The following is a 22,171-nucleotide window of genomic DNA, read 5'->3' as shown; positions in this document are numbered from 1 at the left end:
GCAGATCAATACCCGGCGCAGGGGCGCCTGGCGCGTCAGGACCGCCGTCACCACCTGGCTCGCCCGGCGCCTCATCCCCTCCAGGGGCTGCGGGAGCCGCTGGAGGGGTGCCCGTTAGCCAGTCGGCAATGGATTCACGCAGATCGCTGGCGTCCTTCCCGCCGCTTCCGCCAAAGGCCCCGCTAGTTCCCATCCGGCGTCCCCCACGCTTGGCGCACCTTCGTGATGACCTCGCGGACCGGCCGACTCGCCGAACCGACGTCCCAGACGCCCAGCACCGGCTCGAAGGTTGCCTCGGCCTCCGGCTTGAGGAGCATGACGGTTGCGACCTTCACCTCACTTGGCGGCAGGAGTTTCAGCGCCGAGACCGCGGCGTCCTCGATGCCTGGGTGTGTCTTTGAGACTCGCAGGATGCCCGGCACGGAGAACTTCTGGATCGACGGCTGGTCGCGGGTCGAGCTGCCCAGGAAAGCGATGAGGAGCCGGGCGTCGGCTGGCTTTACGGCCTGGAGTGCCTCGTCAGTCACGGCATTGCGGTCGACCTGAAGGCTCGACATCAGGGCACTCGCAATATCGCGCAGTCGCTCGGGCAGCGCGCTGCTCACCAGCTCGATGCCGGCGAAGGAAGCAGCCAGGTACAGGTAGCCGCTGATGTCCGAGGCGTCGAGCTTGGGCGGAAGCTTGGCCCAGCGGATGAGCGAGTCGGAGAAAGGCGCCTCTTCCGAGGCCGGCGCAGCTGGCGCGGGTGGCTTGGCAGTGGCCTTCTTCTTGGGTGCTGTCTGGTCCGCCTCCACCGCGGGCTCGGTTGGCTCGACGGGCACCGCCTCGTTCGCGGCACGGTCGAGGGCATCCATCTGGTCGCGCAGTTTGGTCTGAGCGAGCCAATCCAGGACGGTCTTGAAGTCATCGTCGAGCAGGCGCTCGAGCATCATCAGCTTGGCGACGGCGTCTGACGCCAGCGAGATACCGCGGCGCGATGCGACGGACTGGCGCACGTGGAGGTCGTTGAGGAAGCGCTTGATCCGGCGGGGGTTGCCGCGGAACTTCTCGTAAAGCAGCGGCGTCAGGCGCGAGGCGGTGGCACGTTCCTCTGCGAGGTCGACGTCAGCGGGAAGGGCGAGGTCATCCAAGCTGCCGGCCTGCATCCGGAGGTCAGCGGTCGATGCAACCAGGGCCTCGAAAGCCTCGGCAGTGAGCTTGGCCTCCGCGAGCAGCAGGAAGAGGTAGGCCTGGGTGTCGAACTGGCTCAGCGCGGGGATGGGAATCGTCGTCTGGACGATCTTGTGGAGGTACAGCTCGGCGGGCGACTCACCGGCGCCCCGCTCATCTGACGAACTGCCAAGCCGCTTCTGGATCGCATCGGCCACGCGGTCCTCGTCGGCCGCGATGACGAACGACATGCCCTTGGCCGACAAGAACAGCCGGATGGCCTCAAGCGTCTCGACGACGGTTTCCGGTAGACAACGGTCGAGGTCGTCGACAAGCACGACGACACGCGAGATGTGCTTGAGCCCATCGGACTTTAGGAGCTCTTCGAACTCATCGCGGAACTGGGCGAGTCCGCGCTCCGTTGGCTCCGTCTCGCCCTCGACCGGGTCCTCGTTGATGAGGTCCAGCACGTCCTCGACCTTCGGCAACTGCAGCGTGATCGAGGTTAGTGCCGCCATCTTGAGAGCCTTGGCCCACTTGACCCGCTTCGTCAGCTTGAGCAGCAGATTCTGGGCCTCGACGCCGACGCTGGTGTCGATCTGACCCTTGAGCGCATCGAGCACCTCGGCGATGAGGCTCTCCTTCGGGCCCACCGTCGGGTCGTAGCTCCACGGCTGCGTCGCAACCACGAGCACCTTGGTGCTCTCAGCCTCAGCACGCCGCTGGACCTCCTGCTTCACAAGTTCGAGCACGGTGGTCTTGCCCGCACCCCAGGAGCCCGACAGCCCAAGAGCGACCGGATCGAGCGAGTCATCGAGCACAGCGTCGGTGACCGTCTCAGCCACAGCCAAGAATGAGAGCAGATCTCGCCCAGCGGGCTCGTCAGACCACAGAGGATTCGGGCCCTCGCTCATGAGGGTTCTCCAGTCCAGGGTCGATTCGCGGCGCGAGCGAGCTCCGTCTTCCAGACCCCGAAATCTGGGCGCATCTCACCGAGAAAGGGCATGCCGAAGTTGTACTCCCTGTGGGCCGACGCCTCGATGGAGCCTTGGAGGACACCTGCGGCGCCAAAGATGTGGCGCCCGAGACTGGTAAGAGCGAACTGAGCCATCAGGCAACTCTCCTGTGCACGCCGATCCCGTGATAAACCCCAAGCACCAACGAACCCCTCACGGTCAACCTCAGACGGTCGCGACCCAGAGCTCGACCTGAAGTCGCATGTCCGACCCTAGCCGCGAGGGCCGACAGATTCGCGGCACAGATGTGCCCGACAGAAGTTTGGTTGCACGTAGACAGCCTGCGTCTTGGCCGCGTTCGACGCTCAGCTGCGAGGACCCTTCTCGGTTCGGGTTCGCGGCAGGACGCCGCCCGACTCGCCGTCCTGGATCTCGCCGGTGTCGAGGTCGACGAGGCCAAGCCGCGGCGTGCCTGCAGGTGTCGGTGACTGTTGGTGTGACCTACGGCTGACGGGCAGCGCATCGACGTCGTGGGCGAATGTATTCGCGCGGCGCTGGCGGCTTGCGTCGGCGAGGTGCTCTTTGTGGCGCGGTTTGGCTGGCCAGCTGTTGTGCTCGTCGCCGCAGTGCGCGCGCAGCCTGTTGCGCATGCGGTCGGTGAACGCCGGCAGGCAGTAGCGATGCCACTCCTCGAGCGCGTCGCTGGTCAGCGCCAGGCCGGCCCTTCGGCGCTGGTCGGCCAGGACGGCGATCTCGTGGACCAGGTGCGGATGCACGGGCCAGCAGCTGGGAATGAGGCCGGAGACGTCCCAAGTGTACTCGCGGTTGAGCCAGATCACGACGTCCTCGAGCCACTCCCACAGGTCGTGACGCAACTCGGGGTCCAGGCAGGTGGCCGGCTCCCAGGGCCGCGGCAGCAGCGCGTGGTTCCCCAGCGCCTTCTTCTGTTCCTCGGTGCCGTTGATGGCGATGTGGAGCTCGCGGTAGGCGAGCCGGACGTGGTCGCCGGCGACGGGGAACGGTAAGACCATCAGTGTGGCCGCCGCCCGGCGGTCCTGCTGCTCGGTGGTCACAGTTCACTCCTTGTGTGGTCGTTCTCGTCGTCGACGAAGCCGAGGCGGCGGGCCTCGACGAGCGCGGCAGTGGCGCGGGCCTCGGGGGTGATGACCATGCGCCGGTCGTTGGTCAGGCGCTCTCGCAGCGCTCGCTGGTCGGCCAGGAGCCGTTCGCCGGCCTTGCCTTCTACGCAGCGGTGGAGCTTGGCGATGATCGGCTTGCCGTTCTCGGCGATCACCAGGGCTTGGCGCTCGGGCAGCTGGCGGACTTCCTCGGGCCGCATGATCGCGATGTCGTCGCCCTCGTAACCGCCGCCGCTGCCGCGGTGGGTGCGTCGACCGATCCGGACCTGGCCGAGGAGGTCGGAGATCTCCTGGTTGAAGGCGACGTCCTTGGAACCGCCGAACATCACCAGGGTGTTGGTGAGGCCGAGCAGCGCGCGAGCCTCGTGCTCGCCGAAGATGCTGGTCAGCTGGGGACGGGTCTGGGCGGCCCAGATGAACGAGAGCCCCAGGGCACGCTCGTTGGCCATCCGGGTGCGCAGCGTCGGAAGCGGTGCGGTCGAGGGCAGCTCGTCGAGCACCGAGACCAGGGGCGGGCACAGCCGGCCTCCCCACGGGGAGCTGTTGGCCAGCAGCAGCCCGGTGTCCAAGACGTGCTCTGCCACGGCGGTCATCAGCGGGCTGGCCGAGGCGTACGGGTCCTCGCGACCGAGCAGGTAGATGGTGCCGCGGCGGCGGATCACGTCGGCCAGGTCCGTGGCGGGATGGCCGGGGCTGGGGATGCACCGGCGACGGATGTCGGCTTGGAAGAACAGCGACACCGCCTGCTGCACCGTAGTGACGGTGTTGCCGGCGGTGCGGTCGTCGCCGTTCAGTGCCCCATGCAGGAGGCCGTGCCAGAAAGGCTCGGCATGCGGGTGTCGGCGCAGGATCTCCATCGGCTGGGTGGCTGCGGCGGGGTTCGCGACCCACAGCAGCACGTCCTCGAGTGTCTTGCCGGTCAGCGCCGCGGAGTGGAAGTAACCCTGCAGCACCTTTGCGGACTCGGCGGCGTAGAACCGTGCAGCGTCATCGCCGGCCCCGCCGGTGATCGCTCCCTTGACGGTGCCGGCGGTGAACGCCTTGGCGCGCCGCTCGGCCACCTTGGGGTCGACGCAGCCGGCGATCGGGTCCCAGATCAGCTCGTCGACGACGCCCTCGGCCAGGCCGAAGGGGTCGAGCACCACGCAGGGCCGGTTGTCGCGGGAGCGTTCGGTGAGGCTGAGCAGCAGGTCCTCGACCTTCGTCAGCGTCACCAGGGCGGCACCCGGGGCGCCGAGGAGCGCCGGGGTGAGCAGGTCGAGGGTCTTGCCGGATCCCTGCGGGCCGATCACGCCGGCGGTGCGGTCCCAGGGCACCCACAACTCGCCGCCTCGCGGCTCGTGCGCATTACCGATGCGCCAGCCCACGTCCCAGGTGTCGAACCGAAGCTTCATCGCGTCACCTCCGGGATCGTGTCCCCGCACGGAGCCAGGCACCGGCGGCAGATCACCTCGCGGCCCTGCCGCTCCTCCGCTCGCCGGCCGAGGACCGGGAAGGTGAGGTCGGACAGGAGGTCGCGCCCCTCCCCCACGAGCTCTACCGGTCCGGTGGACACGTAGTAGTGGCTCTCGACGAGGACGGGGTGGTGTCCGCGGCGGCGACAGATGATGCCGCCCAGCCGGCGGCGGCCGCGGCCTCGGAGGGTCGGGCGACCTCGCAGTGGGGTCTCGTTGCTCATCGGTGTTCCTTCGTTCGGCGGCCGTCCAGGAGCCACGGGCTGAGGCGGTGGCCCAGCTGCGGGCCGGGTTGTTCGGTGAGGTCGCAGGCTGCGCGCTGGACCGGTGCCGGTGCTCCGGGGGCGTGCTTGCCGTAGAGGTCCGGGCGGACGATGCCGGCGACCTTGCGGAGCCGGGTGACGCCGAGCAGCTTCTCTGCCTCGGCTGCGGTCGCCATGCCGCGCATGCGGCCCCGGCCCCAACGCTGGTAGGCCCAGACGCCGAGCCAGATCGTCGCCGCCAGCAGCGCGAGCTCGGTCAGAGCGAGGCTGCCCCAGACCAGGCCGCGGCCGGCCAGGTCGTCGGGAGCGGGGGTGGGCAGACCGGCTTCGGCGTTGCCGCCCAGAACGCCGGGCAGGCTGGTCCAGAAGGCGGTGCCGATGGGCGAGGGAAACGCGCCTGCGTTGGCGTCGGGCCAGGTCCATCCGGCTCCGGCGACCAGGTTGGCGACTGACCGGCCGAGCTGGATGCCGGCGACGATGACGAACAGGGTCGCCAGCGTCACCGCCAGGGGGACCTCCCAGGTCCACGGGTAGGGGTCTCGTCGTCGCTCGCGCTGCATCGGTCTGGCCACCTCCAGGCGGTCGTGGGTCGTAGGGCCTCGCTGGTCACCTATGTGCCGTCAAGGCTCCGGTGCGATCACACGGCCATCAGATTGGGCGGCTCGGGGGTGATGCGTTCTCTGTGAGCCAGGTCGAGGGGTCGACGTTGTCGGGGCCGTAGATGGAGCCGTTCTTGAGGTGGACCTCGAAGTGGAGGTGGCAGCCGGAGACGTTGCCCTCCTTGCCAACCTGCCCGATCGGCTCGCCGGCGGCGACCGTCTGGCCCCGGCTCACGGTGACGGTCTGCATGTGGGCGTACCAGGTGGCCAGGGACCCGGCGCCGGTGGTGACCTTGACCAGCTGAGGCCCAGCCCAGGAACGCTGAGTAGTGTCGATCTCGATGGTGCCGGCGTGGGCGGCGTAGACGGTGGTCCCGCAGGGTGCGGAGAAGTCGGTGCCGGTGTGCCACTTGGACCAGTAGGGACCGGTCTCGTGCCAGTTGTGGTTGTCGGTCCCGACGTACTGCGCGGGCACCGGATAGACGACCTCGTTGCAGGAGGCGCCCTCGAGGCCGACCGGCTGGACCGAGGCGCCGGGCTTGACGTTGATGTGGACGTGGTCGCGGTGGTTCTCGGTAGCGCTGCCGCGGTCCTCCATCGGCCGCCAGCCCTCGCCGGCGCGGGCAACCGACCAGATCCGCTGGTACCAGATGATGTAGTCGATGCCGAGCTTCTGGGCATTGGCCTTGGCGTAGGAGGCGAGACGGTCGCCCTGCGCGCGGCCCGCCGCGTTGAGCGGCACCATGAAGTCGGCCGCCAGACCGGCCGGGTGGCCGTTGGGGTCGGTAGCGCTCTCGCGGTAGCCGCCGACGGTCTTGATGTCGAACATGGGGCCGAGGATGTTGACCAGCTGGGTCAGCTGCGGCTTGACCGGGCCGAGGTTGTACTTGGCCTCAGCGGTGCCGGAGCCGACGGCGCACCCGGCGCTGCTGCCGGCGATGGTGGCGGTCACCAGCGGGTGGTCGGCGATCTTGCTGGCCTGGGTGCTGTTGTCGACCGCGGCGCTGGCCCAGGTGAGGTTCGCGCCGTAGACGTGGTCGATCGGCGCGTCCTTCTTCGGCTTCTTGCAGGGCTCGGCAGAACCGCCGAAGGCGTTGCTCAGCTCAGGGGTCAGTGCACAGTGCGAGGCGTTGCTGCCGTCCTCGCCGTCGTTGAAGTCGCCCAGGATCACCGCAGGGGTGCCCGTGCCGGCGAGTTCGGTCATCGTGGCCAGCTGGCGGCGCAGCGCCTCCTGGCGGTGCCCGGCGGCGTCACCTTGGGTGTTGGCCGGGTTGTGGACGCTCCAGACCCAGATCACCTGACCGGTGGTCGTCGAGGTCAGCTGCACCAGGGGCATGCGCACGTCCTTGCCGCCGAAGTAGGGGATGTCGACGAGGCGGGCATCGGTCTGCTCCCACTCGTTGCGGTCCCAGATGACCCGGTTCTGTGCCTTCCCGCTGGCCGGGTACATCCCCCACTTGGCCGCGTACTGGTTCTCCAGGGCCTTGGCCTGCGGGCCATGCACCTCCTGGAGGCCGGCGATGCTGACGCCGGCGTTCTCGATCGTGCGCATGGCCCCGGGCAGCCGCTTGTCCCAGGTGTCGTAGCCAGGCCGCTCCCCCGGCTTGTCGGTGTGGCCCGCGCCGAGCAGGTTGAGGGTGCCGACGGTGATCGGGTTGACGGTCTCGCCCTGGCAGTTGGCGGCGTTCGTGGTGGAGCCGTCAGCGCCGGCGTTGGGCAGGTCCGGCAGGTCGCCGCCGAGCAGATCGGTGATGTCGCCGGCGACGTCCTCCCACTGGGCGTAGGCGTCGGGGTAGCCCGAGATCTGGACGGCCTGCGCGGCCTGGGTGAGCGGCATGTCCTGCCAGCCGGGGATGTCGAGAAGGCCGGGGTTCCCGGTGTGCTGGGCCTGGCCAAAGAACGCTCGGGCCGCGAGGACGGGGTTGGTGATCTCGGCCCGGCTTCCCCAGCCGGCCGAGGGGCGCTGCTGGAACAGGCCGCCGGAGTCGCGGTCGCCGCCCGTGAGGTTGACCAGCTTGGACTCCTGGATCGCGGTGGCGATCGCGATCTGCAGCCCGTACCGGGGAATCTCGAGATCGCGGGCGACCTGGGCGATGGTGATCGCGTTGCGGGCCCGCTCGGCGGTCATGGTCGGGTAGTTGGACGCGAACCGTAGGCGCATCAGCTGGGCGAGCACGTCGCCGTCCGGCGGCTCGGCCTTCCGGGCGGTGTTCGCCGCGGGCACGATCCCGCCGGTCGTGGTGGTGGTCTCCGGGGTGGTCTCCGGGCCGGCGCCGTTCATCGCGATGCGAGCCGAGAGCCAGTGGTGGTCCGACACCATCGTGCCGTCCCAGCCCTGCTCGAGACGGGCGCCCTGGTGGTGCGGGAAGAAGATGAAGTCGACGCCGTGGTTGTGCCATCCGTAGCCGGCAGCCTTCATCTTCGCGGCCGCCGTCCAGGGGATGTCGGTGTAGGAGGCTTGAGTGTTCATGTCGCCGCCGATCAGCACCGGACCGTGGGCGGCGAGCGAGTTGCGCAGCTGCAGCAGGATGTCCATTCCGGCGCCGTACTGCTGGGGCCGGGTCAGCGGCGGGTTGCCGTGCTGCTTCGGCCAACGGTGCGGGTTGGTCATGTGGTGGGTGGAGACCACCGAGACCACGGAGCCGTCGGCGCGGCGCAGCATCACCCATGTCGCGAAGCGGTCCCACGTGACCGGGCGGCCGTCGTAGAAGGTCTTGTCGTCGTCGACGAGCTGGACCCGTCCGCCGTTCACCTTCGTCCAGGTCGAGCTCTTCCAGAGCACGACGTTGCCCATGGCCTGCTCGGCGCCGGTGCCGGCTGGTGCGGCCACCCGGAAGGCTGAGTAGCCCGGAGCGGCGGCTTCGATCTGCTCCAGGCTCCAGCCGCTGGCCTCGTTGAGGGTGACGAACTCGGGGTTCTTGGACAGGACCTTGGGCATGGAGGCCCGGAATCCGTCGAGGCCGGAGCGGCGCGGGATGTTGGCCTGGGCGAAGGTGATCTTGCCGTTGACCGGGCCGCCCACCGGGCCGTCGATGGCTCCGAGGTCACCGAGCTCGGTGGGCGCGGTGCCTTGGCTGCTCTGGGTGCGGCACTCGGCGGCCGCGGTGGTCGTCATCGCCACCATCAGCGTCACCAGGAACGGCAGCCCCATGAAGATGATCAGGACGGGCAGTCCCGCGAGGAGCAGCTTCTTCATGACAGGTCAGTCCCGAGATCGCGCGCGCTCAGGCGGCGGACTCGATGGCCTCGTTGGTGTAATAGAGCTTCTTCTCCAGCGGGTGGAGCGCCGTCTGGACCTTGTAGGTGGCGTCGCCGATGCACCACAGGGCGCGGCCCTTGTCCTGCATGGCCCACCCGGAGACGAGGTCCTGGGCGATCGGGCCGAGCCCGAGCATGGAGTCGAGCTCGCGGGCGACCCGGGGCTTCTGGGCGCCGAGGATCTTGATGTCGGCCAGCTCGAGGAGGTCCTTGGCGATCATCGCGGCCTGGGAGTCGGCGTCGCCGACCGAGAGCAGGTCGGAGGGCTTGTGGAGGTTGCAGAACTGGATGTCGCCGCCCTTGCCGGCCATGCCGCGTGAGAGCCGAAGGTCGGCGTCGAAGCTGGCCACCGCGGCGGTTCCGAGACGCATCTGCTTCCAGACCTCGTCACGGACCACGATGCGCAGGTCGCCGGGCTCGGCGATCTCCCTCAGACCGCGCCCCCAAGAGTTCATGCACAGCAGCGCGATGCCCACGGCCTCATCGCCGAGGCCGTCGAGCCGGGAGAGGCTGAACGACTGGATCGGGGCCTGCCAGTCGACCTCGATGTTGGTGAAGTCGTCGAACAGGCCAGCGAGGGTGCCGGTGACCAGCTCGCCGAGCGCGTTGCGCAGCAGCCGGGTATCGTCGAGGAACACGCGGGTGTTCGCGTACTCGCAGGCCCGGACGAGTTCCTCGGTGGGGTTGCGCAGCAGGTCCCACAGCCGCGGGATGGTGGTCTCGGCCAGGACGCTGTTGCCGGCGGCGTAGCCGGTGAGGATGGCCAGTGCGTTGCGCACGACGTCGCTCTCGTCGGGGCCGAACGGCACCCGGCGCTCGTCGTCGATCTTCATGCTGCCGACCAGGCCGCGGACGAGGACCAGCCACCGCTTGAAGATGATCGTGGCGCGACGCTGCGCCTCTTCGGCCGAGAGCTTCTCCCACCCGTCGCCGAGCGGCCCCTTGTCCAGCGGGTTGACCCGGGCCCAGAAGCCGGGGGCGATGACGAAGGGTTCGACACCGAGAGCGTGGCACAGCGACTCGTACTCGTCCTTGACGTCTCCGGTGACCAGGGTGCGGTAGCCGAACGGCATCATGCGGGTGCAGAACGCCTTGGTGGTGCCGGACTTGCCACTTCCCGGCTTGGCGAACTGGAAGATGTTGGGGTTGGTCGCAGGTACGTCGTCGCGCAGCACCCACCCGAACGGGTCGCAGTAGAAGCTGCCGCCGGAGAGCTGGTCGACGCCCATCTGGGCGCCTGTCGGGGGCAGGGCGGGAGCGGAGACGAAGGGCCAGAACACCGGGGCCTGGTCGCTGGTCATCCGCCAGGCCATCGCCGGGGCGGTGGCGGCGGCCCAGCCTCGGCCGCGGCGGGTGGCACCGCGGCGCGGCGCGTAGCGGAAGAGCCGGGGCTCCTTGGCCTCCGGGGCGAGCGTGGGGATCGTGGGCAGGTCGTGCCCGAAGTCGGAGAGAAGGGCAGCCATGTCGCGGCCGCCACGGCGGTTCCGGCGGGTGGTGGTCATCAGGCGTCTCCGCTCCGGGTCAGGCTCGTGCCGAGGGGGATGGTGGACGCGGCGAACCCGACGTCCTGGGCGAGGTCGAGGCGCAGCGGCGCGAACCCGGCGCGGCGGACCGAGGCGTCCAGGCGGCGTCCGAACTCGGTGATCCGCATCGACTTTGGGACGGTGACCGTGCATACGCCGTAGGGGCGGGTCAGCGAGTTGCCGCGGGCCAGCTTGGCGTCCAGGCCGCGGGCCTTGTGCGCTTCGTCGCGCTGCTTGGCGCGGGTCTTGCGGCCGAGCTTCTCGTTCATCCCCTCGGCCAGGTCGGCGGCCCATTCGGCGTTGCCGGACTGTCGGTCGGCCTTGGTCTGGGACACGATCGGGTACGCGACGACGAACGAACGCCGCTCGCCGAACTCGCTGGGGGTGAGGATGGGTGCCAGGGCGCCCATCGCGACGCCGCGGGTCGGGAGCTTGATGGTGGCGCTGACCGAGTTCCAGGCGTCGTGGCTGTAGTGCCGCACCGTGGCGTCGGCACCTGAGGGGCCGGCCATCGCCCACGGGACGTCGGCGTTGACGCTTGGGTCCTTCTCCCGCAGCGAGAGGGCCTCGACGATGCCGGCGCGGTCGCCGGGCGCGAATCCGGTCCGGCAGGCCAGCGCGAGCTCGGGGCTGGTGAGCCAGCGGACCTGAGTCATCCCCATCGGGCCGCGCAGCTGGGCCTCGATCTCGCCCATGAGCAGGTAGAGCTCGCGGCAGCGGCCCTCGAAGCCGCCCCCGGACTCTTTGGCCGACCGAGCGATCCTGGTCTCCGGGACGACGATCGTCACGAACGTCTCGGTGCGCACCGATGCCTGGGTGAGGCCGTGGGCCAGGTCGCTGTTGACGACCTCCGACAGCTCCGGGGCGTTGGGGCGGCGGTGGCGGTTGACCCACAGGTCGCGCTCGGCGCCGTCCTCGGGGACGGTGCGGACCATGAAGAGGATCTCGTCGACCTTCTCGGTGCGGCCGGCGACGTCGAGCAGTCCTGCCAGCGCGTCGCCGTAGCGGGCGCGCTCTTCGGTGTCCTTCATGCCGATGCCGGGGTGGACGACCGATGCAGTGACCGCCCAGGTCTTCATGGCGTGGTCCTCGATGATCGCGACGCGCTGCAGCTGCGAACCGTGCGGCGGGCCGTCGTGGATCTGGACGCCCTGGAGGACGCCGGGCAGGTCGGGGGTGTCGAGGTCCTCGGCGCGGCCCTGGGTGGCCTTGTTGCGGAACGAGGTCCAGCCGAACAGGCCGCCGACGGCGTACATCGTCGAGGCGAACACCCAGCCGGTGGCCGAGCGGCCGCGCACCGGGATCACGGTGATGGTCAGCAGGAACACCCAGACCAGGGCGAACAGGAACGCGGAGAACCACGCGGTACGGCTGATCGCCCAGAACGCCGGCAGGCTGGCTAGCGCCAGGAACATCAGCTGGCCTCCGGAGAGGCCGAAGAACCAGCCGATGCGGTCTCGCTGGTAGTCGGCGTAGGTGGTCATCGTCGGCTTCCTTCCTGGTCAATCGCGATGTCTTGGCGATCGGTGGGTGTCGGTCGGTGCTGGAGGTGGCGAGGTCGGCGCATCGGCTACACCGCCACCGGTGGGATGCCGCCAGCTGCCGCACCGGCGCCGCCGGCACCTCCGGCCGCCCCCCCACCACCCGCGGCCGGGGTCTTGGGAGCTGCGCCCGCTCCCCCGCCGCCGGAGCCACCACCCGAGCCGCCAGCGGGTCCGCCGCCAGTGGGCAGCGTCGGCGGGGTGGGCGGCACAGGAGGCGTGGGCGGGGTCGGCATCGACGAGTCGTCGTCCCCGCTGTTCTGCGAGCCGGGGTGCGTTCCGCCCAGGCCGCCGGACTGGTCGCCGCCGGACTGCCGGCCACCCATGCCGCTGAAGTCGGGGCCATAGGTGCTCTGGCCGACACCGGCCTGGTTGGTCTCGTCCGACATCAAGGAGGTCGCCTTGGCACCGGCGGAGTTGATCCAGCCCATGCCGGTCGACAGCGCCTGGCCGACCGGGCCGAAGCTGCCCAGGACGCCCTGTGTCGACTTGTTGAACCGGTCGCCGGTCGAGGCCTCGGCGCTCTGCTCGCCCGAGGAGCGACCGTTGGAGTCGGTGGTCGACGCGGCGGACGAGCCGCCGCCCGCGCCACCGCCGCCGAGCAGGCCCTGGAGGCCGCCCTGAATTGCCATGCCCTGGCGGAACGATGCGCCGCTGGGGGTGCCGGGGTCGACGAAGGCCAGGAGCTTGAACAGGGCCAGCGGGGCGACGACGCTGATCAGGATCGTCATCACGGCCGGCAGCGCGGTGCCGAAGGCCTTGGCCGTGTCCTCGGCCAGGTGCGCCGCGACGCCGTCGGCGAACTGCACGCCGATGCCCAGCACCATCACCATCAGCACCGGAGTGAACGCAGCGGCGTGGAACCATCGCAGCGACTTCCAGAACCAGGAGCGGGTGAACTCCGAGACCAGTCCGGCCGCTGAGAGTGGCCCCGTGGCGGTGAGCACCAGGAGCGAGGCCGCCCGGGCGAGGTAGACCAGGACGTGGCCGATGGCGGCCAGCCACAGGAAGATGCCGAGGAAGGCCAGCGCGGTGGCCACGCCGGCGTCGGTGATGTCGTCGACGCCGAGTCCCCCGAGCGGGTCCCAGTCGGGCCAGGTCTGCACCTTGAGCAGCGCCTTCATCAGCTCCTTGGTGAGGGCCCCGCAGGCGGCGACGATCATGACGCAGTAGCCGAACCAGCAGGCGCAGACGATGACGAACTGGCCGGCGCCGATGAAGGCCCGAGCAAGGCTCTTGCCCTCGCGTTTGAAGGCCGCGGCGCCGAGCTGGATCATCGCCAAGATGACCACCAGTGACAGCGCCAGCCACAGGGTGAAGGCGTAGACGTCCTTGCCCGGGCCGTCGGCGCTCAGGTCCGGGGTCAAGAACAGCTCGCTGAATGTGAGCACGATGCGCAGCACGAACAGGCCGGAGTTCCAGATCGCGAGCATGGCCGCGGTCCAGGCGTCGGCCGCGGCCTTGGCGATGACGTCGCCGATGGCCTCGAAAGGGTTGGGAATGTCGCCCAGACCGGGGATGCCACCGCCGAAGAGGTCGCCGACGTTGGGCAGCCCGGGGATTCCGGGCAGGCCGGGGACGCCCGGCAGCCCTGGCAACCCGCCGATGTTGCCGCAGATCGCGTCGAGGATCCCGCAGCCGTCCGGGAGCAGATCGCCGGCGCCGTCGACCACGTTGCCCGCGCCGTCGAGCACATTGCCAGCGCCGTTCTTGACGTCGTCGGCGGCGTCCTTGCCGCACTCGATCGGGTCCTTGCCGCAGTCGACGGCGTCGCCGCCGAGGTCGCACAGGGCGTCGGGCCCGGGGCAGCCCATCTTGACGTTGCGGGCCGGCAGCTTGCCGGTCGTCGCGACCGGGGCGAGGTTCGCCGAGCTGGCGGCCGGCTCGCTGGCCGCGGCGGCCGGCGACTGGAGGGTCAATGCAGCTCCGAGGAGCGTGGTGAGCACCAGGACCGCCAGGGCGACGATGCCCAATCGGCTCGCCCGGCCCACGGTGGTGCTCACTGGGGCGCTCCGTTGATCCGGATCCAGCCGGCCTTGTCGAACTCGGGGGTGCCGGGAGCCACGGCCTGCGCCTGGCCCGCCGAGACCAGGTGCTCGATGTCCGCCTCGCTGCCCTGGACCAGTCGCCAGTCACCGTCGAGCCACCGCATCAGCTGAGTGCCGGCGTAGAGGCTGTCCTTGACCTTGCCGTCGGCGGTGGTGAGTGTGACGTAGCTGAGCAGGTTCACCGCGTAGTAGCCGGTGTCCAGCTGCTCGAGGGTGTAGGCGACCGGGGTGACGGCGTAGGACGCGGGTGCGGGCACGTCGCCCTCCTTCGGGACGCCGGCCTGCTGGCGGCGCAGTGCGACCGCGGCGCGGGCGCGCTCCTCGAAGACAGCCTTATCCTCGGGGTTGGCGTAGAGGCCGGCGACGGTGACCGCCTGGTCGTAGTCGAACCCAAGCTGGGCCTTGGCCACTTCGACCTGCAGCGCCACGGCGCCCAGGTCTGTGGCCGGGAACCCGGTCGGGTAGCCGTCGATCTGGTCGGCGGCGGTGGGGATCACCACGCCGTCGGCCGGCGCGGCCTCCGGTGCGACCTGCTCGACCGAGGTGTTCTCGACCGTCTGGCTCGAGTTGTCGCCGCCGGTCGTGTCCGAGGTGCCGGAGTCGTCGGCCCGGCTGCGGGCACCGAGCCAGACGACGGTGGCCACCATGGAGGCGATCGCCACTAGGATGCCGATGCGCACCAGGGGGCTGCGCGAGTCGTCGTTGCCGGTCGTCAGGTTGTTCATCAGTGGTCCCCCTCGATGTGGTCAGGGTCAGTGGTGTCGTCGGTCGACCAGGTGCGCCAGCCGGCCTCGTGGGCCAGCTGGGTGCCGGGCCAGGTCGCGGGGGCAGGTGCGGGCGGGGCGCCGGGGGCGACCATCCAGCGGGCGCCGACCCACTGCATGCGCTCGCAGTGCGCGAAGGCGATCTGGCCTTCCTGCTTGTAGGAGGCGGTGACCTTCATCAGCACGCAGACGGTGGTCCAGTCGGGCCCGTCGGTTCCCTTCACGAGCGCGGCGGCCGGCTCGAGGGAGACCGAGGAGCTGGGGTCCTTGACCTCGCCCATTCCGGTGCTGGTCAGGAACGCCCGGACGCTGGCGGTGATCCACCATTCCTCCGCGCGGACCCCGCCCGGCAGTGCCCACGCGTTGTAGACCTCTGCGGCCGTGGTCAGGCTCATCGACTGCAGCACCGCGAGTTCGATCTGGGCGAGCTGGCCGATCGCGCCCTCGGGGGTGTGCGGGAACCCGGTCATCACGAACGCGGGTCCGTTCACGCCGCTACCGGCAGGGATCTTGATCGCGGGCGCCTCGGAGCTGATGGTCTCGGCCGGGAAGGCGGCGCTCTCGGGAACCGACAGCATCGGCTCGGCGGCGATCTCGTCGCGGTGCGCAGCACCCTGGGCCACCGTCGAGCGGTCGGTCTCGCCGGTGGCCACACCGATGTTCGCGCTGGCTTCCCCGCCGATGCCGGCGATGGCCAGGTAGACCGCGCAGCCGAGGCCACCGAGCAGGAGCGCAGCCACGACGACGGCGGCGACCAGGATCCCGAGCAGGCGGCGCCGGCCCCACTCCGTGGCGCCTTCGGCCTTCCTGGTGACTGCGCGCCGCATCAGATGCAGCCCTTGCCGAGGATCCCATTGAGCATGCCGGGCAGGACCAGGTAGGCGATCGCGCACGCGAACACCACCACCACCGAGATCACGCCGACCTTGGAGGCGTGCGGCAGGGAGAACACCCGGCCGGCGATGATCGCGCCGATGGCGATGATGATGCCGAGACCGAACAGGACGATCACGCCCCACAGCACGTAGCTGGTGATCTCGTTGGTGGGTCCGACGGCACCCGGCGGCGCCTTCGGGCAGACCTGGGCGGCCATCGGGAGGAGTGCGGTCATGACGTCCACGGGTGGACTTCCTTTCTGGGTTGCTGACCCCGGTTCGGGTCAGGAGCTTTCGCTGGTGTCGGCGGGCAGGTGTGCGGGCTCGAGCAGCTGGCGGGCTGCCGAGATCAGGGGGGCCGGGACGGGCCGGGAGTCCAGGCCGTTGACCGCGAGCTCGCGGTCCTCGGGGATCTCCACGCACCGGTCCGCATCCAGGGCACGACGTACGGCGGGTCCGCCGGCGTGCTCGAGGCCCCGGGCCCACTTCTTGCGGCGCGGCCCGCGCACGGCGAGGGCGACCTGCTCGGGCGGCCAGTGGTTCGCCAGCAGCTCCAGCGCGACCGAGGCGCGCCGCATCCCGGGGACGGTGGCGGTAGTGACCAGGACGACATGGTCGGCGGTGCGGACGGCCTCGGCGAGCCAGCAGTCGGTGGCCAGCAACTGGCCAGCCTCCCAGCCGACGTCGAGGATGGTCAGCTGGGTCTGGTTCTCGGCTGCGATCGGCAGCGGGACCTTGTCGACGCCGGCGAGGACCTCGCTGGCCCGCTCGAGCAGGACGTGGTCGCGCTTGCCCTGACGCCAGTCGGTCGGGTGCAGGCCGAGCTCGGCGGTGCTTGCTGCGGCGAGACCGGAGGCGGTGACCGAGCAGCACTCGATCACCCGGACCGGGCCGGCGGCGGCCAAGCCAGCAGCCAGAGCGACGGTGCTGGCTCCCACCGACCCGGCGCATCCGATCACGGCGATGGTGTGCTCGTCGTCGGCCGGTGACCAGTCGTCCGCGGCGGCGGTTCCGCGGCCGCGGGGTCCCTTGCCGACACCGACGCCCGCGCGGAACTCGCCAGCGTTCAGCGCGTTCCAGGCCCGCTTAAGCTCGTCGACGCCGACCGGGCGGCTCGAGGTCTGGGTACTCACTGGGCCTCCCCGATGCCGCCGCGGCGGAACTCGAGCGCGGCGCGGACCTCAGCCGGGGTCAGGCTGACCAGCTGCGCCTTGGCGGCCTGAACCTCGTGCAACTGGGCGACGCAGCCGGTGAGCTGCTCGATCGCCTCGACCTCGCGGCCGGCGATCGCGAACAGTTCGGCGATCTTCTCCGGCGTCCGGCTCTCGCCGTCGTCCTGGGTGTTTGTCATGGGCTTCACCACCTCCAGTCGCCTATGTGTCGTGGGGCGGTGGGAGCGATCACGGTTGCGCTCATTCGTCATGGCCGAACTTCCTCGGGGCGGCCGCGGCAAGGGCGCGCACGCTGCGCGAGCCGTGGCGACGGACGGTTGCCTCAGAGACCCCGACCCGGGGTGCGACCCGGCTGGACACCTCGTTACTGAGGAGGCCGCCGTAGCCGCGGGCGAGGTTGCGGGTCTCGACCCGGTCGGCCTCGTCGACCAGGCACAGCAGCAGGTAGCGGTCGGCCGGGCTGATCACCTGGTTCTCACACGCCCACGCCAGCAGCTCCAGCAGCTCCTCGGTGGCCGACGGCTCCTCCTGCTCCGGGCCGGCGTCGGCGAAGATCTCGGGTCGGTGGAACAGTGCGCCGGCAACCCGCTCGGTCGGCATCGCCGCGGCGCTCCACGCTCCCGCGTCACCGTCCGCCAAGTCGCCGGACGAGAAGGACTCCACGAGGGTGGTGTTCGCCCACGTGCGGTCGGCCCGGGAGACGTAGAAGAAGTCCCCGACCTCACGCAGGACACCGACGCGGGTGTTGATCAGGATGTTCGCGGCGACCTTGCGCAGCCGGCGCCACTTGAAGGTCCGGACCTCGATCCACAGCTGGGAGGCCACAAGCTCGTCGATCCGCTCCACGGCCGACCAGGAACCGGCCGCGACGGGCTGGCTGTCACGGAAGACCTCACGGGGTGGCAGGGTGCTCAGCCATCCGGCCAGCCGGCACGCACCGGGCAGCAGGCACTTGGCGAGCGCGGCCGCGGCGGCGATCTCGTCGCCCCCATCGGGAGCCGCCAACATGGCCAGCGCCAGGAGGACCTCGTCAGAGGCTGCGCTGTCCACCGAGGGCAGCCAAGCCCGGAGGTCGTCGAACTCCTCGACGACTCTAAGCCGTCGATCCGCGGCCACCCAGGCCGGCCACTTCTGGCGGGCCTGGTCGAGCAATTCGCTGTTGTCGTCGAGGCCGAGCTGGTCGCCCACACTCATCGCACTCGCTCCTTTCGTCCGTGGCTGTGCACGGCAGAAAGGTCGCGAGCCGGCGTCCCCGCATCCGTCCCCCCTAACCCCCGATTTGGAGGGGGGGACGCAGAGGGGGGACGCGCGTTTCCGCAGGTCAGAGGGCGTCCCCCCGAAAGTTGCAGGAACTTCTTGGCCACGGTGGCGCGAGGCCTATGTTGTCGAGATGCAGCGAACTTTGAACGAACGCAACGTTGTTCAAAGAACACCGGGCCGCTGGACTTAGGGCGGCACCAGCTACCGCGCGTGGCCGCGATGAAAGACCCGCATAGGGCCACGGTTGTCCGTGCTCACGTCTAGGATCCGGACGTACCGACGGGAGCCTGCGAGGAGTACGTCGAAGCCAATGGCACCACGCGAGACGGCGTCATCGAGCCGGTACCTCTACGAGCGGCTGACTGACAAACGATTCCAGGAGCTGTGCGGGGCACTCCTTGCGCACCTCTTCCCAAACGTCACCTGCTACCCGGTGGGTCAGGCCGATGGAGGTCGAGACGCCGTCCACAAGGACCCGACGACCGGCGATGCCATCTACCAGGTGAAGTGGACAAGTAAGCCCCTGCGCGATCCGGTCGCGTGGCTCGACTCCGCCATCAATCAGGAAGCGGAGAACATCAAGCAGCTCGTAAAGGACGGCGCCACCCGGTACTACCTCTTGACGTCGATCGCCGGGACCTCGGCGCGTAGCCGCGGCACGATGGACAAGCTCGACCAGCGGCTGGTCGCCCACAGCAAGACGTTCGGGGTCCCGATGCAGTGCTGGTGGCGTGCAGACATCGACGCCCGCGTCGACAGCGCGCCAACCAGTCTCAAGTGGACCTACCAAGAGATGCTCGCCGGCGTCGATGCCGTCCGGTACGTCATCGAAGCCGACGACATTGAGGCCAAGGACCAGGAACTGCGAGCACTGCTTCTCAAGCTGCTTAGCACCCAGTGGGTCGACGATGCCAAGGTGAAGTTCAAGCAGGTCGAGCTGGACTCCCACTTCTTGGCCGACCTCTTCATCGACGTCGAGGCGCTTCGCAGCGGCGAGGCTCGCCGCACCGCGGATCTCAACCCCGTCTCCCCGCCGGCTGAGGCACTCGGCGGAGCCGCCGCCTACCTGCTGGCGGCCAGACGTCCGCTGACGCTCGTCAGAGGCGAACCGGGCCAGGGCAAGTCGACCCTGGGCCAGTACCTCTGCCAGGTGCACCGGGCCGCATTCCTTCCCGAGGGCGAGTACCGACCCGGCCCCGCACCGGAGTTGACCACCGATAGCCCGCGTCTGCCGATCCGGGCAGATCTGCGCGACTACTCGACCTGGCTCTCAGGACGGGATCCATTCAGCGAGGGCAACAAGAAGGGCAAGGCGCCTCGCCCGGGCTCGATCGAGCAGTTCCTAGCAGACCTCATCACGACAAAGAGCGGGGGCCACAAGGCGACCCAAGCCGACGTCGACGACATCCTCCACCGGTTTCCGACGCTCGTAGTCCTGGACGGACTCGACGAGGTGGCGAGCCCGACGACGAGGGACCGGGTGGTGGCCGAGATCGACCGGTTTGCCTCACGCCTCGGCAACAGCGTCACCCCACCGCAACTCGTCGTCACGACGCGTCCTAATGCATCCGGCATGGCCGAGCCCACCCAGGACATGTTCGAGACCATCACCTTGTCGCGCCTATCCCCAAAGTTGCGGACGGCGTACCTCCGCCGATGGGCCGACGCCCAGAAGATCCGCGGACGGGACCGTCACGACCTGGAGCGGAACTTTCGCGAGCGCTCGGCAGAGCCCCACATCCTGCAGCTGGCCGACAACCCGATGCAGCTCTCGATCCTCTTGTACCTGATGCACATCCGCGGCAGTTCAGTGCCCGTAGGCCGCACAAATCTCTATCGGTCCTACATGGAGAAGTTCCTCGACCGCGAAGCAGCCAAGACTCCGGCCGTCGAGGAGTTCCGCGACGACCTTGAGGAAGTCACCTCGTTCCTCGGGTGGCGCCTGCAGAGCCAGGCGGAGGCCACCAAGTCCAACGGCCAGGTCGCGACGAAAGACCTGAAGAAGGGGATCCTCGACTACCTCTTCGGCGTCGAGAAGGACACAAGCCTGGTCGACGCGCTCTTCACCACTGTGACCGATCGCGTCTGGGCACTGACGAGCAAGGTGCAGGGGACGTTCGAGTTCGACGTCCAGCCCCTGCGTGAGTTCTTCGCAGCCCGCTTCCTGAACGAGTTCGCGGGCGCCGGGCTGCACGGCTTCGACCCCTCCGCGGTCCTACGGGAACTCGTGCGGCGCGCCTACTGGCTCAACACCGCACGGTTCTACGCGGGCTTCGCCAGGCCCAACGAGCTGGCAGGACTGGTCGAAGGCATCGCGGAGGAACTCGAATCGCAGACGACCCGGCACCGGCAGGTGCGGCTCGCGACGTGGACGCTCCTATCCGATGGCGTGTTCAGCGCCAAGCCACGAACGCAGCGCCAGGCGGTCGAACTCCTCAGCGACGACCTCAGCATCCGGCTCCTCACCTCGATCGCAAAGGCACCAGACGGACCGGCGCTATCAGCGGCGTGGGGCGGCGATGCGTACGCTTCGATCCTCAAGTCCCAAATCGAGAACGACCCCCACTCCCCTATCGCCGGGGACCGAGCGACGCTGATAGGGCAACTCGTCCCGCGGCATGACTTCGATGATTGGTGGCAGCCGCTTCTTCAAGCAGCTGCGACGCCGGAAGACCAACTGGCATGGTTGCGAATCGGTCGCGCCGCAGACGCACCCTCGCGGCTTCGCGCCCAACACATTGAGCGACTCGTTCTGCCTGATGACCATGCCGTGGTGACTGCCGCATACGCCGGAGTCGCGCCTCCAGACGCCAGCGACCTCGGGAAGCGTATGACCCAAGTTGTCCTGGATGGCCTGGCCCTCGACTACGCGATCCCGACCACCACCGAGGCCGGCGACCTTCTTCGCGCCGCCTCTCCGCATTCCCACCTCTACCGCATCCGAGAGTTCAACACCGACTACGGAGCCGGGCGAGCGCTACACCAGAATCACGAGACCGACAGCCAGCGTCAGGCGTCCTTTAAGCGACTTCGGGCACGCGACGCACGCTTCGGCAAGGTTCAGGCGGCCCGCCGGTTCAACAAGGGACAGGCCGGGTCCGTCGCGCCCTGGGGCAACACAGCCCGGGCACTGGCCGACATCTACGGCCCGTGCTGGTTGGCGGCAGAAATCGCGGTCATCGGGTCTGGGCTGCCGGACATGTTCACGGGAGCTGTTGACCAGACGAAAGGCACCGATCCCCTCGGGACGGCCGCTGACTATGGGCGGCTGGTGTGGGAAGTTCGGCGCAACCGAAGCAACGCAGACTGGTGGAAGACGGTCGTCGAGTCCTTCGACGACGACCTCTCTCGAGCGACCTGGGCACTGGCCCTCGTCGTGGCCGCCGACCAGACGGTCGTCCAGTCATCGCTCGCACTCCTTCATTCAGTCGTGACGACGCTGCCCGACGCGCGGCTTCATGCGCTGGTGTCCGGCTCGTCGAGGATCGGCGCGACCGGCCTCCTCCGCCGGCTCAACTCCGAACTCGTTCAGGCTGGCGCCGCTCTCTCCCCCCTCGTCGGCCTGCTGCTCGCGCAGCACTCCACCACGTTCGAGCAGCTCGACGAGCTGCCCATGTTCACGAACGAGGAGCTGTCCGACCTGGCCCGATTCGGCATTGGCGCCTGGCCTGCGCTCAATGCGAGCGCAGCACGCCTACGAACGAACCCGTCTGACGAGCTGCTTGACTGCCTGCGCCGGTTCGGAGCGTCCGCGCCCTTGTTGACGATGACCTTGCGGCGCGGAGATGAGGAGTACGCACGTTCGATCCTGGCGGACTCGAGCCACTTCCCTCAGTCGCTCGTACTGGCCGCCGAGCAGCTCGTCACAGCGTCACTGAGCGACGGACCGCTCGCAGATGTCGCCGCAAGCAAACACTGGTTCGAGCTATAGCGCATCGTGCCGCGAACTTGCTCGAGAGGCAGGACTTGCCCGGCTGAACCTTGAGACCAGGCGCGCCGATGAGGGGCGTTCGTCAGAATTCCGCGCCGGTACTTGGTCAATGTTCGCTGCATGTGCGCACTACGTCAGCGCCCCGCCTCCTCTTCCGTTCTCGCCGCGCCTGCCGCAGGCGTACGACTAATCGAGCGCCTCAAGTCGGACGGTTTTTCCGTACGGTTCGCGACCCTGCT

16 protein-coding genes are annotated in these 22,171 nt (G+C 69.3%); 1 reads left to right on the top strand and 15 read right to left on the bottom strand.

What is annotated here, in order from left to right:
• Positions 1-182: 182 nt before the first annotated feature.
• From ABD086_RS15305 to ABD086_RS15235, 15 genes are all read right to left on the bottom strand, one after another.
• On the bottom strand, positions 183-1,994 hold the full coding sequence (locus ABD086_RS15305; protein WP_343908430.1) for a KAP family P-loop NTPase fold protein: 1,812 nt from the start codon (positions 1,992-1,994) through the stop codon (positions 183-185).
• Between the two features lie 476 nt (positions 1,995-2,470).
• The gene (locus ABD086_RS15300; RefSeq protein ID WP_343908429.1) at positions 2,471-3,178 is read right to left on the bottom strand and encodes a hypothetical protein; all 708 of its coding nucleotides are present in this window, start codon (positions 3,176-3,178) and stop codon (positions 2,471-2,473) included.
• Positions 3,175-4,638 carry a type IV secretory system conjugative DNA transfer family protein gene (locus tag ABD086_RS15295; protein WP_343908427.1) on the bottom strand — a complete coding sequence of 488 codons (1,464 nt, stop codon included), beginning with the start codon at positions 4,636-4,638 and terminating at the stop codon, positions 3,175-3,177. The genes ABD086_RS15300 and ABD086_RS15295 overlap by 4 nt, the downstream gene beginning before the upstream one ends.
• Positions 4,635-4,922, bottom strand: coding sequence for a hypothetical protein (locus tag ABD086_RS15290; protein WP_343908426.1), 288 nt, complete (start codon positions 4,920-4,922; stop codon positions 4,635-4,637). The genes ABD086_RS15295 and ABD086_RS15290 overlap by 4 nt, the downstream gene beginning before the upstream one ends.
• Positions 4,919-5,521 carry a hypothetical protein gene (locus ABD086_RS15285; RefSeq protein ID WP_343908425.1) on the bottom strand — a complete coding sequence of 201 codons (603 nt, stop codon included), beginning with the start codon at positions 5,519-5,521 and terminating at the stop codon, positions 4,919-4,921. Before ABD086_RS15285 ends, ABD086_RS15290 begins: the two co-directional genes overlap by 4 nt.
• A gap of 88 nt (positions 5,522-5,609) precedes the next feature.
• On the bottom strand, positions 5,610-8,756 hold the full coding sequence (locus ABD086_RS15280) for a VldE C-terminal domain-containing protein (protein WP_343908424.1): 3,147 nt from the start codon (positions 8,754-8,756) through the stop codon (positions 5,610-5,612).
• Between the two features lie 28 nt (positions 8,757-8,784).
• Complete coding sequence (locus ABD086_RS15275; protein WP_343908423.1) at positions 8,785-10,320, bottom strand: ATP-binding protein; 1,536 nt, start codon at positions 10,318-10,320, stop codon at positions 8,785-8,787.
• Positions 10,320-11,825, bottom strand: a complete 1,506-nt coding sequence (locus tag ABD086_RS15270) for an SCO6880 family protein (RefSeq protein ID WP_343908422.1) — start codon at positions 11,823-11,825, stop codon at positions 10,320-10,322. Before ABD086_RS15270 ends, ABD086_RS15275 begins: the two co-directional genes overlap by 1 nt.
• Positions 11,826-11,911: 86 nt before the next feature.
• Complete coding sequence (locus ABD086_RS15265; RefSeq protein WP_343908421.1) at positions 11,912-13,885, bottom strand: type IV secretion system protein; 1,974 nt, start codon at positions 13,883-13,885, stop codon at positions 11,912-11,914.
• Positions 13,882-14,655: a hypothetical protein gene (locus ABD086_RS15260; protein WP_343908420.1), complete on the bottom strand. Its 774-nt coding sequence runs from the start codon at positions 14,653-14,655 to the stop codon at positions 13,882-13,884. The genes ABD086_RS15265 and ABD086_RS15260 overlap by 4 nt, the downstream gene beginning before the upstream one ends.
• Positions 14,655-15,521, bottom strand: a complete 867-nt coding sequence (locus ABD086_RS15255) for a hypothetical protein (protein ID WP_343908419.1) — start codon at positions 15,519-15,521, stop codon at positions 14,655-14,657. The genes ABD086_RS15260 and ABD086_RS15255 overlap by 1 nt, the downstream gene beginning before the upstream one ends.
• A complete protein-coding gene (locus ABD086_RS15250; RefSeq protein ID WP_343908509.1) occupies positions 15,521-15,805 on the bottom strand; it encodes a hypothetical protein in 285 nt (94 codons plus the stop codon). Before ABD086_RS15250 ends, ABD086_RS15255 begins: the two co-directional genes overlap by 1 nt.
• 48 nt (positions 15,806-15,853) lie before the next feature.
• On the bottom strand, positions 15,854-16,702 hold the full coding sequence (locus tag ABD086_RS15245) for a hypothetical protein (RefSeq protein ID WP_343908418.1): 849 nt from the start codon (positions 16,700-16,702) through the stop codon (positions 15,854-15,856).
• Positions 16,699-16,920 carry a hypothetical protein gene (locus ABD086_RS15240; protein ID WP_343908417.1) on the bottom strand — a complete coding sequence of 74 codons (222 nt, stop codon included), beginning with the start codon at positions 16,918-16,920 and terminating at the stop codon, positions 16,699-16,701. Before ABD086_RS15240 ends, ABD086_RS15245 begins: the two co-directional genes overlap by 4 nt.
• A 61-nt stretch (positions 16,921-16,981) precedes the next feature.
• On the bottom strand, positions 16,982-17,935 hold the full coding sequence (locus tag ABD086_RS15235) for a hypothetical protein (RefSeq protein WP_343908416.1): 954 nt from the start codon (positions 17,933-17,935) through the stop codon (positions 16,982-16,984).
• Positions 17,936-18,311: 376 nt separating this feature from the next.
• On the opposite strand from ABD086_RS15235, the gene ABD086_RS15230 reads away from it, so the two are divergent.
• The gene (locus ABD086_RS15230; RefSeq protein ID WP_343908415.1) at positions 18,312-21,932 is read left to right on the top strand and encodes an NACHT domain-containing protein; all 3,621 of its coding nucleotides are present in this window, start codon (positions 18,312-18,314) and stop codon (positions 21,930-21,932) included.
• The last annotated feature ends 239 nt before the right edge of the window (positions 21,933-22,171 follow it).

Source organism: Nocardioides aquiterrae, from assembly GCF_039526625.1.
Classification (GTDB): Bacteria; Actinomycetota; Actinomycetes; order Propionibacteriales; family Nocardioidaceae; genus Nocardioides; species Nocardioides aquiterrae.
Note: the sequence above shows the minus strand (reverse complement) of the source record. Positions and strands in the feature narration are given on the sequence as shown.

What these genes read in the sequence shown, in the direction of transcription:
- ABD086_RS15295 (WP_343908427.1), bottom strand. Translation starts at nt 4,638, where the DNA reads ATGAAGCTTCGGTTCGACACCTGGGACGTGGGCTGGCGCATCGGTAAT.
- ABD086_RS15290 (WP_343908426.1), bottom strand. Translation starts at nt 4,922, where the DNA reads ATGAGCAACGAGACCCCACTGCGAGGTCGCCCGACCCTCCGAGGCCGC.
- ABD086_RS15275 (WP_343908423.1), bottom strand. Translation starts at nt 10,320, where the DNA reads ATGACCACCACCCGCCGGAACCGCCGTGGCGGCCGCGACATGGCTGCC.
- ABD086_RS15255 (WP_343908419.1), bottom strand. Translation starts at nt 15,521, where the DNA reads ATGCGGCGCGCAGTCACCAGGAAGGCCGAAGGCGCCACGGAGTGGGGC.
- ABD086_RS15270 (WP_343908422.1), bottom strand. Translation starts at nt 11,825, where the DNA reads ATGACCACCTACGCCGACTACCAGCGAGACCGCATCGGCTGGTTCTTC.
- ABD086_RS15260 (WP_343908420.1), bottom strand. Translation starts at nt 14,655, where the DNA reads ATGAACAACCTGACGACCGGCAACGACGACTCGCGCAGCCCCCTGGTG.
- ABD086_RS15230 (WP_343908415.1), top strand. Translation starts at nt 18,312, where the DNA reads ATGGCACCACGCGAGACGGCGTCATCGAGCCGGTACCTCTACGAGCGG.
- ABD086_RS15250 (WP_343908509.1), bottom strand. Translation starts at nt 15,805, where the DNA reads ATGACCGCACTCCTCCCGATGGCCGCCCAGGTCTGCCCGAAGGCGCCG.
- ABD086_RS15285 (WP_343908425.1), bottom strand. Translation starts at nt 5,521, where the DNA reads ATGCAGCGCGAGCGACGACGAGACCCCTACCCGTGGACCTGGGAGGTC.
- ABD086_RS15235 (WP_343908416.1), bottom strand. Translation starts at nt 17,935, where the DNA reads ATGAGTGTGGGCGACCAGCTCGGCCTCGACGACAACAGCGAATTGCTC.
- ABD086_RS15240 (WP_343908417.1), bottom strand. Translation starts at nt 16,920, where the DNA reads ATGACAAACACCCAGGACGACGGCGAGAGCCGGACGCCGGAGAAGATC.
- ABD086_RS15280 (WP_343908424.1), bottom strand. Translation starts at nt 8,756, where the DNA reads ATGAAGAAGCTGCTCCTCGCGGGACTGCCCGTCCTGATCATCTTCATG.